This window comes from Agromyces sp. Root81 (assembly GCF_001429165.1).
In the GTDB taxonomy this organism is placed as follows: domain Bacteria; phylum Actinomycetota; class Actinomycetes; order Actinomycetales; family Microbacteriaceae; genus Agromyces.
In genome coordinates this window covers 197,077-210,279 of sequence record NZ_LMIR01000003.1, presented here as the reverse complement: position 1 = coordinate 210,279, position 13,203 = coordinate 197,077, and the positions used below count along the sequence as shown (strand labels likewise).

Here is a 13,203-nt window from a genome sequence, read left to right as displayed (position 1 = left end):
CCGGACGAGGCAGCACCTAGCCCTGAGGAGTTCCCCCATGAACGGAGGCAACCGCGGTGCACGCGGCGCCCTCGCAGCGGTCGGCCTGGCAGCGGCCGTCGCACTGACGATCACCGGCTGCAGCTCGGCGAAGCCCGCGGCCACCGACGAAGCGGCCGCAGGCGGCGCGCTCGTCGTCGGCGTCACGAGCGATCCCGACACGCTGTTCCCCTGGAAGGCCACGCAGTTCCAGGCCGTCAACGTGCTGCAGAACCTGTACGGCACGCTGACCGAGTTCGACGCCGACCTCAACGTCGTGCCCGGGCTCGCCGAGTCGTGGGAGGCGTCGGAGGACGGCCTCACCGTGACCTTCAAGCTGCGCGAGGGCGTCACCTTCGCGGACGGCTCGACCTTCGGCTCCGAAGACGTGAAGTTCTCGCTCGAGGCCATCCAGGCCGAGGACACCGCAGCCGTCTCGCGCACCTCGCTCGCATCGGTCGCGGGCATCGAGGCGCCCGACGAGCAGACCGTCGTGCTGACGCTCAGCGCGCCCGACGCCGCCCTGCCGGCGAACCTCGCCGTCATCAACATGGCGATGCTCTCGTCCGATGACACCGAGGCCGAGCTCAACACCACGCCGAACGGCACCGGGCCGTTCGTGCTCGAGGACCGCAAGGCCAGCCAATCGCTGACGCTCGCCAAGAACGACGCGTACTGGGGCGACACCGCGAAGCTCGACACCGTCGAGTTCCGCGTCATCCCCGACGAGTCCTCGATCGTCTCGGCCATGCAGTCGGGCAACGTGCAGCTCGCGGTGTTCGACGACCCGCTCGTCGCACAGACCGCCGAGAGCGGCACGGTCACCGTCGAGAAGACCCCGCAGCTGAGCTACCACGCATTGCAGCTGAACGCCCGCCGCGGCGACCTCGCCGATGTGAACGTGCGTCTCGCGATCCAGTGCGCCGTCGACCGTCAGGAGGTGCTCGACACCGCCGCACTCGGCGAGGGCGAGGTGACCGGCCCGATCACGTCGCCGGCATACCGCTCCGACGCCGACGCCCGCCCCTGCCCCGAGCGCGACCTCGACAAGGCCGCGAAGTACCTCGACAAGGCCGGCAAGTCCGACGGCGTCACGATCAAGACGATCGTCTCGCAGGGCGAGTACGCGACGAGCGTCAACGAGGCGCAGAACCTCAAGGCCCAGCTGGCCGAGGCGAACATCACCCTCGAACTCGAGGTGCTCGAGTCGGGTGCCTTCGTCGACCGTTGGATCGCCGCCGACTTCGACGCGGCCGTCGCCCTGAACGGCGGACGCCCCGACCCCGACGGCATGTACGGCCGCTACTTCACGAGCACCGGCAACCTGAACCAGGTCGCCGGCTACAGCTCGCCCGAGCTCGACGCGCTGTTCGCCGAGGGCAAGCAGAGCTCCGACCCCGATGAGCGCAAGGACATCTACGCGCAGATCTCGGAGAACCTCGAAGACAACGCCGCGTGGATCTGGTTCTTCACGAGCTACTCCTACACCGCTGCCGCGTCCGAGGTGCAGGGCTTCACGCCCATGGCCAACGGTTCGCTGCAGTACCTCCGCACCACGACGGTCAACTAAGACCCCGAACGGCGCGGCGCCCCCACACATGCGCCGCGCCGTTCGGCACAACCCACGGAAGACCATGCTTCGACGACTCTTCAGGAACCCGGTGCTCCGGCGCATCCTCGCCGCAGTGGCGACGCTGCTCGGCGTGGCGGTGTTCGTCTTCATCATGTTGCGGGCGATCCCCGGCAACCAGATCACGGCCGGCCTCGGCACCGAGGCCGCCGCCCTCACGCCCGCTCAGCAACAGCAGCTCGAGGCGTACTACGGACTCGACCAGCCGCTCATCGTGCAGTTCTTCAGCTGGCTCGGCAACATCTTCACCGGCAACCTCGGCTTCTCGGCCCGCGCGCAGCAGAGCGTGCTCGAGCTGACGGCGCAGTCGCTGCCCGTCACCATCGAGCTGGCGCTCTTCTCGATCGTGCTCGCACTCGCCATCGGCGTGCCGCTCGGCATGCTCTCGGCGTCGAGGCCCGACTCTCCCCGTGACGCCTTCGGGCAGGTCGTCGGCCTCGCCGGTCTCTCGATCCCCGCGTTCCTCCTCGCGACGACGCTTCTCGCGGTGCTCGCCTCGAGCTTCGGGTTCAACCCCAACGGCGAGGGTTACGCGTACTTCCTCGACAACCCGTGGCTGAACCTGCAGCAGATGCTGCTGCCCTCGCTCGTGCTCGGCTTCGGCATCGCGGCCCCCATCATGCGCACGACGCGCACCGCCGTGCTCGAGATCCGCTCGAACGACTTCATCCGCACGGCGAAGGCCAAGGGCGTTCCGCCCCGCCGGCTCCAGGCCAAGCACGTGCTCGGCAACGCACTCGTGCCGATCGTCACGATGACGGGCCTGCAGTTCGGCTACCTGCTCGGCGGTGCCGTCGTGGTCGAGCAGATCTTCTCGCTGCCGGGCATCGGCCGACAGGTGCTGCTCGGCATCCAGCAGAAGGAGTACGCGCTCGTGCAGAGCACCGTGCTGATCATCGCGCTCTCGTTCGTGATCGTGAACCTGCTGACCGATGTGCTCTACCGCATGATCGACCCGAGGGTGCGTGCCGCATGACCGACATCACTCAGACCGCGACCCTCGCTCCCGGCGGCGGACGGACCATGGAGCGCGTCCGCCTCCTCCTCCGCAGCCGGAGCGGCCTCGTCGGCCTCATCATCGTCATCGTGCTGGGCGTGCTCAGCCTGCTCTCGGCGTTCGGCCTGCTGCCCTACGACCCGATCGCGCAGGACCCGCCGGCCCGACTGCAGCCGCCGTCGGCCGAGCACTGGTTCGGCACCGACCAGTTCGGCCGCGACGTCTTCTCGCGCGTCGCAGCGGGCGTCGCCAACTCGGCACTCATCTCGCTCGTCGCCGTGGCGTTCGCCACCCTCGTCGGCACGTTCTGCGGCCTCGTCGCCGGGTTCTACCGTGGTGTGTCGGACGGCGTGATCTCGGGCGTGACGAACGTGCTGTTCGCCTTCCCGCCGCTGCTCCTCGCGCTGTCGCTCGCCTCGGTCTTCGACCGCAACTGGTTCACGATCGCCGTGGCCATCGCGATCGTGTACGTGCCGATCTTCATCCGCGTGACCCGCGGGCCGGTGCTCTCGCTCCGCGAGATCGAATACGTGAAGGCCGCGACGAGCACGGGGCAGAGCCGCTCGATGGTGATGTTCCGCCACGTGCTGCCGAACATCACCTCGATCATCATCGTCCAGGTCACGCTGTCGCTCTCCTGGGCGGTGCTGACCGAGGCATCCCTGAGCTTCCTCGGCCTCGGCACCCCGCCGCCGGCCCCGTCGCTCGGCTCCATGATCTTCGAGGCGCGCACCCTGATCGGCATCGCGCCGTGGACCATGATCGCCCCCGGCGCGGTCGTCGTCCTCCTCGTCGTCGGACTGAACCTCCTCGGAGACGGTCTGCGCGACGCACTCGACCCCAGAAACAGAGGAAAGAAATGAGCACGCTCGACGACGACCTGGCGAACCTCGCCACCGAGGCGAGCAACCCGCGCTACGCGGAGCTCGACCGGATGAGCGTCGCGGAGATCGCCGCGGCCATGAACGAGGCCGACGCCACGGTGCCCGTCGCCGTCCATCGCGCGCTGCCGCAGATCGTTCCGGCGATCGAGGCCGCGAGCGAGCGGATGTCGCGTGGCGGGCGCCTCGTCTACGTCGGCGCCGGCACGCCGGGCCGCATCGCCGTGGTCGACGCGTCGGAGTGCCCGCCGACGTTCAGCACGCCGCCCGAGCTGGTCTTCGCGATCATGGCCGGTGGCGCATCCGCCATCGTCACCCCCACCGAGGGCGCTGAAGACGACGCCGAAGCCGGCTCCTCGGCGATCGACGCGGCGGAGATCGGCCCGCTCGACACGGTCGTCGGCATCGCCTCGAGCGGCCGCACCCCGTACGTGATCGCGGCCATCGAGCGCGCCCGCGCGCTCGGCGCCCTCACGGTCGGCCTCTCGTGCAACGTCGACACGGCGCTGAGCGCGGCCGCCGAGTTCCCGATCGAGGTGGCCGTCGGGCCCGAGGTGCTGACCGGCTCGACTCGGCTGAAGGCCGGCACGGCGCAGAAGCTCGTGCTCAACATGTTCTCGACGATCGTGATGGTGCAGCAGGGCAAGACCTACGGCAGCTTCATGGTCGACCTGAAACCCACGAACCACAAGCTCCGCGACCGCGCCGTGCGCATGGTGGCCGAGATCGCCGGGGTGCCGCGCCAGCAGGCGGAGTCGACGCTCGAGGGCAACGACTACGACGTGAAGACCGCGGTGCTCGTGCTCGCCCGCGGCCTCTCGCAGGCCGAGGCGGCGGCCCGGCTGGCCGTCGCCGGCGGCAGGCTCCGTCCCGCGATGGAAGGGGCATGATGCGTGTCCTCGGCATGATCTCCGGCACCTCGCACGACGGCATCGACGTCGCCGTGGTCGAGTTCGCCGAACGCGACGGCGTGCTCTCGGGGCGCGTGCTCCATGACGCCACCACCTCCTATACGCCGGCCCTGCGCGAGCGGCTGATCGCCGCCCTGCCTCCCGCGCCGACGACGCTCGCCGAGATCTGCGAGCTCGACACGCTCATCGGCCAGGCGTTCGCCGACGCCGCTCTCGCCGCCCGCGACGCGGTCGGCGGGGTCGACGCGGTCACCTCGCACGGCCAGACGGTGTACCACTGGGTCGACGGCGCGCACGCGCTCGGCACGCTCCAGATCGGCCAGCCCGCGTGGATCGCCGAGCTCCTCGGCGTGCCGGTGGTCTCGGACGTGCGCATCCGCGACATCGTCGCCGGCGGCCACGGCGCCCCGCTCGTCTCCTTCCTCGACGAGCTGCTGCTCCGGGATCGCTCGGGCGTCTCGGCCGCGCTGAACCTCGGCGGCATCTCGAACATGACGGTCGTCGGCGAGGGCTCGCTCGTGGCCTACGACATCGGTCCGTCGAACGCGCTCGTCGATGCCGTCGTGGTCGACGAGGCGCTGAACGACCTCGGCTACGACGACGACGCCCGCATCGCGTCGGGCGGTACCGTCGACGAGGAGCTCCTCGCGCTGCTCCTCGCCGACCCGTACTACGCGCTGACGGCGCCGAAGAGCACGGGCAAGGAGCACTTCCACCTCGCCTACGTGCGCGACGCAGAGGCCCGCCTCGGCCGCTCGCTCGAGGTCGCCGACCTGGTGCGTACGCTCACCGAACTCACGGTGCAGACGGTCGCCCGCGACGTGCAGGCGGCCGGCATCGGCTTCCTCGCGGTCTCGGGCGGCGGATGCCGCAATCCGCTGATCCTCGACGGGCTCCGCGCGGCACTGCCCGAGGTCGACGTCGTGCTCGCCGACGAACTCGGCGCTCCGGCCGACAGCAAGGAGGCCATCGCCTTCGCGCTCATCGGCTGGTGCACCCTGCACGGCATCCCGGCGACCGTTCCCGGCGGCACCGGGGCTCGCGCTCCGCGCATCCTCGGCACCATCACGCCCGGCGACGGCCCGCTCGTGCTGCCGCAGCCGGTCGACCGCCTGCGCTCGCTCGTGCTCGAGGCGGGTCGCTGAACCATGTCCGTGACGCTTCGCCCTGCGACGAGCGACGACCGCGACGCGATCGTCGCCGTCTTCCTCGCCTGCTGGCGTGAGAGCTACGTCGGCGTGCTGCCGGCCGCAGCGATCGAGGCGATGACGGACGACCGTGCGCAGGCGCTCTGGAGTCGGGTGCTCGCCTCGACGGATGGCGCGGTGCTGGTCGCCGAGCACGACGGCCTCGTGCAGGGCGTCACCCGCTTCGCGCCAGAGCAGGAGGGTGACGGCGGTGCGGTGCATTCGCTCTACGTCTCGCCCGACGCCCGCGGCCTCGGCCTCGGCACGCGCCTGCTCGACACCGCGTACGAGTCGCTGAGCGCGGGCGGCGCGGAGTCGGTCGCGCTCTGGGTCTTCGCGGCGAATGCGCCGTCGATCGCGTTCTACCGGGGCCGGGGCTGGCAGCCCGACGGGGGAGCGCGCACGCAGGCCGAGTTCGGCGAGCCGGAGCTGCGCCTCCGCCGTGGTGGACGGGGGCAGGCATGACCCGGCTCGCCGGACTCAGGACGTACGAGGTGTTCGCATGAGCGTGCACGCAGCCCTCCTCGACGCCGCCGAGGCAGTCGTCGCGTCGGGCAGCGCTGCACCTGCCGGCTGCGTGATCGGCATCGACCTCGACGGTGAGCGGCAGGTCGCCGCCGCCGGTCTCGCCGCGCCGGAGCATCCCGCCCCCGTGACGATGCGCCGCAGCACGGTGCACGACCTCGCCTCGGTGAGCAAGGTCGTCGGCACGACCACGGCGCTGCACCGCCTCGCCTCGATGGGCGAGCTCGGCTTCGACGACCTCGCCACGAGGTTCCTGCCGAGCTTCGGCGGTGACGGCGCGACGAGCATCCGCGACCTCCTGCAGCACCGAGCCGGGCTCTGGGAGTGGCAGCCGCTCTACCTCGCGCCCGGCCACGATCCCTCCTCGACGATCGATGCGCTCCCACTCCGGTACGCCCCGCGCAGCGAGCGCCACTACTCCGACCTCGGGTTCATGCACCTCGGCCGGATCGTCGAGGCCGCAGCCGGCCTGCCGCTCGACGCCGCCGTACGCGAGCTCGTCGTGCGACCGCTCGGCCTCCGCTCGCTCGGCTACGGGCCCGTCCAGGGCGAGGCGGCGACGAGTTCGCACGGCGACGAGGCCGAACGCCGCATGGTCGCCACGGGGCATCCGTACCCCGTCTCGTGGGCCGATGACGGCTTCGCCTGGCGCACCGGGCCCGTGAACGGCGAGGCCAACGACGGCAACTGCTTCCACGCGTTCGGCGGCGTCGCCGGGCACGCGGGGCTCTTCGGCTCCATCGACGACGTGCTCGACATCGCGGCAGCGCTCAGCCGTGCCGACGAACGGCCCGAGCTCTGGGACCCCGAGGTCACGGCCGACGTCGTCGCCGCCGGGCCCGACCCCGAGCAGGCGCTCGGCTGGCGACGCCGAGAACTCATCGTGCAGGGCGAGCGGATGCCGCTGCTCTGGCACCCCGGATTCACCGGCTGCGCCGTGGGCTTCGTGCCCGGGCGCGGCATCGCCGTGGCCTTCGCGAGCAACCGCCTGCTCGCGGCCGAGCCGGCGCCCACCGACTTCCACTGGCAGCGCGTGCTCGATGCGCTCGCCTCGATCCTCAGCACACAGGAGTGAACGCGACCATGACCACGAACGAACCGGTGCTCCGCATCAGCGGCCTCTCGATCGCCTTCCGCTCGGGCGGGGAGCTCACCACTGCCGTCAACGACGTCTCGATCGACGTCGCAGCGGGCGAGACCGTCGCGATCGTGGGCGAGTCGGGTTCGGGCAAGTCGACCACGGCCGCTGCGATCAACCGGCTGCTGCCGGAGAACGGCGTCATCACCGCGGGCAGCATCCGATTCGAGGGCCGGGAGATCACCGAGCTCGGCGAGAACGAACTCGTGAAGCTCCGCGGTGCGGGCATCGGCCTCGTGCCGCAGGACCCGATGTCGAACCTCAACCCGCTCATGCGGGTCGGCGAGCAGATCGGCGAGGCGCTCGAGGTGCACGGCTACGGCACCGGCGACACCGTGCGTGCGCGGGTGATCGAGCTGCTCGAGCTCGTCGGCATCCCCGACCCCGAGCAGCGCTCGCGGCAGTACCCGCACGAGTTCTCGGGCGGCATGCGCCAGCGCGCCCTCATCGCCATGGGGCTCGCGTGCCAGCCGCGACTGCTCATCGCCGACGAGCCGACCTCCGCCCTCGACGTCACGGTGCAGCGCCGCATTCTCGACCAGCTCGACCAGTTGACCGGCGAGATGGGCACCGCGGTGTTCCTCATCACGCACGACTTGGCGCTGGCAGCGGAGCGCGCTGACCGCATCGTCGTGATGTTCCGCGGCAGCATCGTCGAGACCGGCACCTCGCAGGAGGTGCTCGAGAACCCGCAGCACGAGTACACGAAGCAGCTCCTCGCCGCAGCACCGAGCCTCGCCTCGCGTCGCGAACCGCTGCCGATCCGCGGCGGCGATATCGACGCGCGTCCGCTCGTCGAGGTGACCGACCTGCGCAAGGAGTTCCACCTGCGCTCGCCGAAGGCTGGGGAGCCCACGACGTTCACCGCCGTCGACGGCGTGAGCTTCACGATCCCGCGCGGCAAGACCGTCTCGATCGTGGGGGAGTCGGGGTCGGGCAAGTCCACGACCGCGAACCTCGTGCTCGGGCTCGAGCAGATCACCTCGGGTCGCATCTCCTTCGACGGCACCGACCTGACCAAGCTGAAGCGCCGCGAGCTCTTCGCCTTCCGCCGTCGGGTGCAGCCCGTCTTCCAGAACCCGTACGCCTCGCTCGACCCCCGGTACACGGTCGAGGAGTCGATCGCCGAGCCGCTGAAGGTGCACCGCATCGGCAACGCCGCGAGTCGCCGCAAGCGCATCGCCGAGCTGCTCGAGCAGGTCGCCCTGCCGGTGGCGATGGCCTCGCGCCTGCCCCACGAGCTCTCGGGCGGCCAGCGCCAGCGCGTCGCGATCGCCCGTGCCCTCGCGCTCGAGCCCGAACTCGTCGTCCTCGACGAGGCCGTGTCGGCGCTCGACGTGCTCGTGCAGGCGCAGATCCTCGAACTGCTCGCGGGCCTCCAGGCCCGCCTCGGCCTCAGCTACCTCTTCATCAGCCACGACCTCGCGGTCGTGCGCATGATCTCCGACGAGGTGCACGTGATGCAGCGCGGCCGCATCGTCGAGAGCGGCACGCCCGAGCAGATCTTCGACGACCCGCAGGACCCGTACACGCGGGAACTGCTGGCGGCGATCCCGGGGGCGGCGCTCACGGCGTGACCCGCCGCGTGCGTGCGCGAGCGCACGACGGTGCCGTCACGCGACCGCGGCGGGTCTTCGTTCGAGCTGGTCGGTCAGCCTCGTCGGCGACTTCGTGGAGTGGCGCCATCGGCCGCCCGGGTCGAGCCAGACGGGCGGACGGATCTGCGGTGCGCCCCTGATCATGCGGATGCCCCACCCCGAGGTCTCGAGGGTGCGGTGATGGAACCAGCAGAGCAGCACTCCGTTGTCAGGGTGGGTGGGGCCGCCGTCGGCGTCGGGGATGACGTGGTGGATCTCGCACCACGATGCGGGCACACTGCACCCCGGGATGAGGCATCCACCATCTCGGAGCGTGATCGCCCGGCTGGTGCGGTGTGAAGCAGCGCTCGGGTGAGCCGAGCCGGACGATGCGGCCGCCGTCGAAGGTGACCTGCTGCGTGCCGCCGGTGCACATCAGCTGCCTCGCCGCGCGAATCGACACCGGGATCTCGACACCGTCGGCGTGGGCCACACCGTGCCCGGTCTCGAGGTCGGCAGCTCGAACGCTCCCCGAGCGGGCGGCGGTCGCGATGATCGCCGCCATGACATCGTGACGCTGCTGGTCGGCCGTTCGCTGCTCACCGTTGCGTTCGACGTCGGCGCGCTCTTCGGCGGTCATGAAGCCGCCGCCTGATCGTGGCGCGAGATGCGCGTCGAACAGCCGTCGCAGCCCCGCTGCGACCTCGGGCAGGAGTTCGCCGGTCACCGGGATGAGACCGTCGCGCGCCCGGCCGAGTCGAAAGCCTCGCCGCCGCATCGCGCGTTCGTCGTCGGGCTCGGGCCCGTCTTGGTCGAGGAACGCGGCCCAGATCTGCGCCTGGACCCGGAGTTCGTCTGCGGTGCAGCGCACCGGTGCGGCATCGCCTGAGGCAACGGCCGCCGCGACGAGTTCGCGCTCGGCCGCGCGAAGGTCGGCGGGGTCGGCGACCCGCCGGGTGCGTTCGAGCTCTCGCACGATCGTGCCCGCGGCATCCGCCCCGAGCTCACCATCGGCCAGCGCCGCCGAGACCGCGGGAAAGCGCGCCGGCAGCGGGTCACCGGTCAGGCCCCGGCGCGGTCGGGTGGCGGTGCCGAGCGCGATGCGCCGCCGAGACTCGGCGCCCGACACCTGCGTGACCCGCTCGAGCAACTCGGCGGCGGAGCGGCAACCCCGGCGGACCGACAACCGCTCGCCGCCCAGCTCGACCCGCGACCGTTCGCCGACCTCGCCGGCGCACGCAACGCGGTGGGCGTCGATCACCCGACCGACCGCCTCGATCGCGGCGGTCGCGGCGAGCAGTTCATCGTCGGACCAGCCGGCGGGCTCCTCGACGCGCACCACGTCGAGGAGCGAGGATCGCACCTCGTCGAGCGCATCGACGATTCCGTTCATGACTCAATCCTGCCGCCACCCACCGACATTCACGCGTGGCACGAAACCGCAGATCAGCCTGTGAATAACTTCACCAGCCCGTCGCCTGTGGAGGGGGAGTCGCCTCCAGCGCCACCGGCATCTCGATGCCGCAGGTTCGTCGTGCCGCAGCATGGATTGCGCGCGACCGGCGTCGCTGACGTCGACTCACCCGGCGCCCGATGCGGATCGTCGATGCAGTCACTCGTCCTCCACATGTGAGCGAGAGAGGGTCATGGCCTCCGGCCCGATCCGATGCGGGAGTTCGTGCCTGCCCGGTGCGACGCTACGGGCATGGGAATCCGCTATTACGCCTATCCGGTCGCGTCGGGCGACATCGACGACGCGAAACGCGACCCAGACCTCTATCTGGGTACCGATCCGCTCATGGACGCTTGGGGTGCGTCCGAGCGACGGCCCCGGATGCTCTATCTGGACAAGTGCTGGGGCTGCCTTCAAGGGGAGTTCGGCGTCGATTCTCCGCTCGAACGACCCGCCGCCGAGTTGGTACGAGGTGAGGTGACCTTCGTCGATCTCGGATGGATCGGATTCCGGCGCGTCCTCGATCCCGACCAGGTCGCCGAGATCGCTGCCGACCTCGATGCCGTGCTCGCAGACGCCGAGTGGACTTCGATCGATTGCCGCTTCGACGGGGCGACGGATTACGTGCGGTCATACATGGCAGATGCTCGAGACTTCACGCGATCCCTCGCAGAGCGAGGTGAAGGTCTCGTGTATCTCATCGGCTGAGTCGCGCCCGACGATCGAGGCGCTCGGCGAAGACGGCTTCCGAAAGTGGGGCGCGTGCGCCAGAGGATCTCGATACGCTCGCTGACGCTCGCTACCCGATCGGCTTCGTGTCGAACACGAGCGTGCGCAGCAGCACCTCGAGCGAGGCCTGCACGCGCGCATCCGTCCACGCGGCCGGATCCTCGACGGCCTTGACGTCGTAGCCGCGGCAGTAGAGGTAGAGGATGTCGGCGATGTGCGCGGCCGTGTCGAGATCGACGGATGCCCCGTCGCGCTCGACGTGCTCGGCGCCGGCGAGGAACTTGTCGTAGGTGGCATCCGTCACCCGGCGCACGACCTGGTAGGCGCGCTCGTTCGCGCCGCGCACGTCGGCGATGACCTCGATCCAGAGGCTGCGCAGCACGTTCTCCTCGGGGGAGGAGGTGCACATCCACCGGGCGAGCGCCGCGAGGCGTTCGACGCCGACGAGGTCGCCGAGGTGTTCGAGGCGCTCGACGTCCCAGTTGGTGCGGGCATGGTCGAGGGCGTTCGCCATGAGGTGGGCGCGCGAGGGCACGAAGTTCGTGATGTATGCGGTCGATCGGCCGAGGCGAAGAGCGACGGCGCGCAGCGTCACGGCACGGGTGCCGCGCTCACGGGCGACGTCGACGGTCGCGCGTGCGATGTCGGCGAGGCGTTCGTCGGTGTCGACGTCGATCGGCACGGTGCCCTCCCTCTCTCGGTTGACAGCCTGCCAGCTTCGCCGCTACGTTTCAAAACGTTGTTGTAAAACACGCCGATATCTCAGTCACCGGAGAGGAACACGCATGACCGCGAACGGCGGAGTCTCGTTCTGGCTGCAGCAGCTCGGGCTGCCGACGCAACGCCCTGCCCTGCCCGGCGATCTCGACGTCGACGTCGCGATCGTCGGTGCCGGCTACACCGGACTCTGGGCGGCGTACTACCTGAAGCGCGACCAGCCTGACCTGCGGGTCGTCGTGCTCGAGCGGCGATTCGCCGGCTACGGCGCCTCGGGCCGGAACGGCGGATGGCTCACCAACTCGGTCACCGGCGGTCGCGAGCAGTACGTGAAGACGCATGGCCGCGACGCGGCGATCGCGCAGCAGCTGGCGCTCAACGCGACAGTCGACGAGGTCATCGCCGTCGCGGCCGCCGAGGGCATCGACGCCGACCTGCACAAGGGCGGCGAACTCGAGGTCGCCTACACGCCGGCGCAGCTCGCCCGGCTGAAGTCCTACGCCGCCGCCGAGCAGTCGTGGCCGGCGACCGACGTCGAACTCCTCGACGCGAAGCAGGCGGCCGCCCGGGTGAACGTCGCGGGCCTCCTCGGCGCCGCCTGGCATCCGCACTGCGCACGGGTGCACCCCGCGAAGCTCGCCCTCGGCCTCGCCGACGCGGTCGAGCGACTCGGCGTGACGATCTACGAGGGCACCACGGTCACCGAGATCCGCCCAGGCGAAGCACGCACCGAGCACGGCACCGTGCGGGCCGCCCACGTGCTGCGCGCCACCGAGGGCTTCACGCCCGACCTGCGCGGCGAGCACCGGACGTGGCTGCCGATGAACTCGTCGCTCATCGTGACCGAGCCGCTCGCGGCATCCGTGTGGGACGAGATCGGCTGGAACGGCCGTGAGGTGCTCGGCGACCTGGCGCATGTCTACATGTACGCGCAGCGCACCGCCGACGACCGCATCGCGTTCGGCGGCCGCGGCGTGCCCTATCGCTACGGTTCTCGCGTCGACCAGGACGGCCGCACCCAGCAGGCCACCATCGACAGCCTCGGCGCGCTGCTCGCGCGCTTCTTCCCTGCAGCAGCGGATGCCGCGATCGATCACGCCTGGTCGGGAGTGCTCGGCGTGCCGCGCGACTGGGCGGCGACCGTCGGCGTCGATCGCGCGACCGGACTCGGCTGGGCCGGCGGCTACGTCGGCACCGGCGTGACCGCGACGAACCTCGCGGGACGCACCCTGCGCGACCTCGTGCTCGAACGCGACACCGAGCTCACCCGGCTGCCGTGGGTCGGCCACCGAGCTCGAAAGTGGGAGATCGAGCCGCTGCGCTGGCTCGCGGTGCAGGCCATCTACGGGGCCTACCACGCCGCCGACCGGGCCGAACTGCGCGGACGCGCGACCACGTCGCCGATCGCCCACGTCGCCGACCTCGTGGCCGGGCGCTGAC

General features: G+C 70.7%; 13 protein-coding genes. 10 read left to right on the top strand and 3 right to left on the bottom strand.

Annotated features, from left to right (window positions below; all coding sequences use genetic code 11):
• Nucleotides 1-37 precede the first annotated feature (37 nt).
• From ASE14_RS15565 to ASE14_RS15530, 8 genes are all read left to right on the top strand, one after another.
• Nucleotides 38-1,588 carry an ABC transporter substrate-binding protein gene (locus ASE14_RS15565; protein WP_056657034.1) on the top strand — a complete coding sequence of 517 codons (1,551 nt, stop codon included), beginning with the start codon at nucleotides 38-40 and terminating at the stop codon, nucleotides 1,586-1,588.
• 64 nt (nucleotides 1,589-1,652) lie between these two features.
• Entirely contained in the window at nucleotides 1,653-2,624 is a 972-nt protein-coding gene (locus tag ASE14_RS15560; RefSeq protein ID WP_056657714.1) for an ABC transporter permease, read from the top strand.
• On the top strand, nucleotides 2,621-3,508 hold the full coding sequence (locus tag ASE14_RS15555; protein ID WP_082600957.1) for an ABC transporter permease: 888 nt from the start codon (nucleotides 2,621-2,623) through the stop codon (nucleotides 3,506-3,508). The genes ASE14_RS15560 and ASE14_RS15555 overlap by 4 nt, the downstream gene beginning before the upstream one ends.
• Nucleotides 3,505-4,416, top strand: coding sequence for an N-acetylmuramic acid 6-phosphate etherase (gene murQ / locus ASE14_RS15550; RefSeq protein WP_056657030.1), 912 nt, complete (start codon nucleotides 3,505-3,507; stop codon nucleotides 4,414-4,416). The genes ASE14_RS15555 and murQ overlap by 4 nt, the downstream gene beginning before the upstream one ends.
• Nucleotides 4,413-5,582: an anhydro-N-acetylmuramic acid kinase gene (locus ASE14_RS15545; RefSeq protein ID WP_235511434.1), complete on the top strand. Its 1,170-nt coding sequence runs from the start codon at nucleotides 4,413-4,415 to the stop codon at nucleotides 5,580-5,582. Before murQ ends, ASE14_RS15545 begins: the two co-directional genes overlap by 4 nt.
• Before the next feature lie 9 nt (nucleotides 5,583-5,591).
• A complete protein-coding gene (locus ASE14_RS15540) occupies nucleotides 5,592-6,089 on the top strand; it encodes a GNAT family N-acetyltransferase (RefSeq protein ID WP_162257754.1) in 498 nt (165 codons plus the stop codon).
• Nucleotides 6,090-6,126: 37 nt separating this feature from the next.
• Nucleotides 6,127-7,224, top strand: coding sequence for a serine hydrolase (locus tag ASE14_RS15535; protein ID WP_056657025.1), 1,098 nt, complete (start codon nucleotides 6,127-6,129; stop codon nucleotides 7,222-7,224).
• Between the two features lie 8 nt (nucleotides 7,225-7,232).
• Nucleotides 7,233-8,864 carry an ABC transporter ATP-binding protein gene (locus ASE14_RS15530; protein WP_056657706.1) on the top strand — a complete coding sequence of 544 codons (1,632 nt, stop codon included), beginning with the start codon at nucleotides 7,233-7,235 and terminating at the stop codon, nucleotides 8,862-8,864.
• A gap of 36 nt (nucleotides 8,865-8,900) precedes the next feature.
• On the opposite strand, the gene ASE14_RS21025 is transcribed toward ASE14_RS15530, so the two are convergent.
• A complete protein-coding gene (locus tag ASE14_RS21025; RefSeq protein ID WP_200953366.1) occupies nucleotides 8,901-9,161 on the bottom strand; it encodes an HNH endonuclease signature motif containing protein in 261 nt (86 codons plus the stop codon).
• Nucleotides 9,094-10,257: a DUF222 domain-containing protein gene (locus tag ASE14_RS21020; RefSeq protein ID WP_056657019.1), complete on the bottom strand. Its 1,164-nt coding sequence runs from the start codon at nucleotides 10,255-10,257 to the stop codon at nucleotides 9,094-9,096. Before ASE14_RS21020 ends, ASE14_RS21025 begins: the two co-directional genes overlap by 68 nt.
• Before the next feature lie 273 nt (nucleotides 10,258-10,530).
• Between ASE14_RS21020 and ASE14_RS20685 the strand changes: the two genes are divergently transcribed.
• A complete protein-coding gene (locus ASE14_RS20685; protein ID WP_157373043.1) occupies nucleotides 10,531-11,025 on the top strand; it encodes a DUF1877 family protein in 495 nt (164 codons plus the stop codon).
• 91 nt (nucleotides 11,026-11,116) lie between these two features.
• Here ASE14_RS20685 and ASE14_RS15510 read toward each other — a convergent pair whose 3' ends face one another.
• Nucleotides 11,117-11,728 carry a hypothetical protein gene (locus tag ASE14_RS15510; RefSeq protein WP_056657013.1) on the bottom strand — a complete coding sequence of 204 codons (612 nt, stop codon included), beginning with the start codon at nucleotides 11,726-11,728 and terminating at the stop codon, nucleotides 11,117-11,119.
• 103 nt (nucleotides 11,729-11,831) lie between these two features.
• Here ASE14_RS15510 and ASE14_RS15505 point away from each other — a divergent pair, with 103 nt between their 5' ends.
• On the top strand, nucleotides 11,832-13,202 hold the full coding sequence (locus tag ASE14_RS15505) for an FAD-binding oxidoreductase (RefSeq protein ID WP_056657010.1): 1,371 nt from the start codon (nucleotides 11,832-11,834) through the stop codon (nucleotides 13,200-13,202).
• Nucleotide 13,203: the final 1 nt, after the last annotated feature.

Coding starts and splice junctions, on each gene's coding strand:
- ASE14_RS15565 (WP_056657034.1), top strand. CDS start 38: ATGAACGGAGGCAACCGCGGTGCACGCGGCGCCCTCGCAGCGGTCGGC.
- ASE14_RS15560 (WP_056657714.1), top strand. CDS start 1,653: ATGCTTCGACGACTCTTCAGGAACCCGGTGCTCCGGCGCATCCTCGCC.
- ASE14_RS15555 (WP_082600957.1), top strand. CDS start 2,621: ATGACCGACATCACTCAGACCGCGACCCTCGCTCCCGGCGGCGGACGG.
- murQ (WP_056657030.1), top strand. CDS start 3,505: ATGAGCACGCTCGACGACGACCTGGCGAACCTCGCCACCGAGGCGAGC.
- ASE14_RS15545 (WP_235511434.1), top strand. CDS start 4,413: ATGATGCGTGTCCTCGGCATGATCTCCGGCACCTCGCACGACGGCATC.
- ASE14_RS15535 (WP_056657025.1), top strand. CDS start 6,127: ATGAGCGTGCACGCAGCCCTCCTCGACGCCGCCGAGGCAGTCGTCGCG.
- ASE14_RS15530 (WP_056657706.1), top strand. CDS start 7,233: ATGACCACGAACGAACCGGTGCTCCGCATCAGCGGCCTCTCGATCGCC.
- ASE14_RS21020 (WP_056657019.1), bottom strand. CDS start 10,257: ATGAACGGAATCGTCGATGCGCTCGACGAGGTGCGATCCTCGCTCCTC.
- ASE14_RS20685 (WP_157373043.1), top strand. CDS start 10,531: ATGCGGGAGTTCGTGCCTGCCCGGTGCGACGCTACGGGCATGGGAATC.
- ASE14_RS15505 (WP_056657010.1), top strand. CDS start 11,832: ATGACCGCGAACGGCGGAGTCTCGTTCTGGCTGCAGCAGCTCGGGCTG.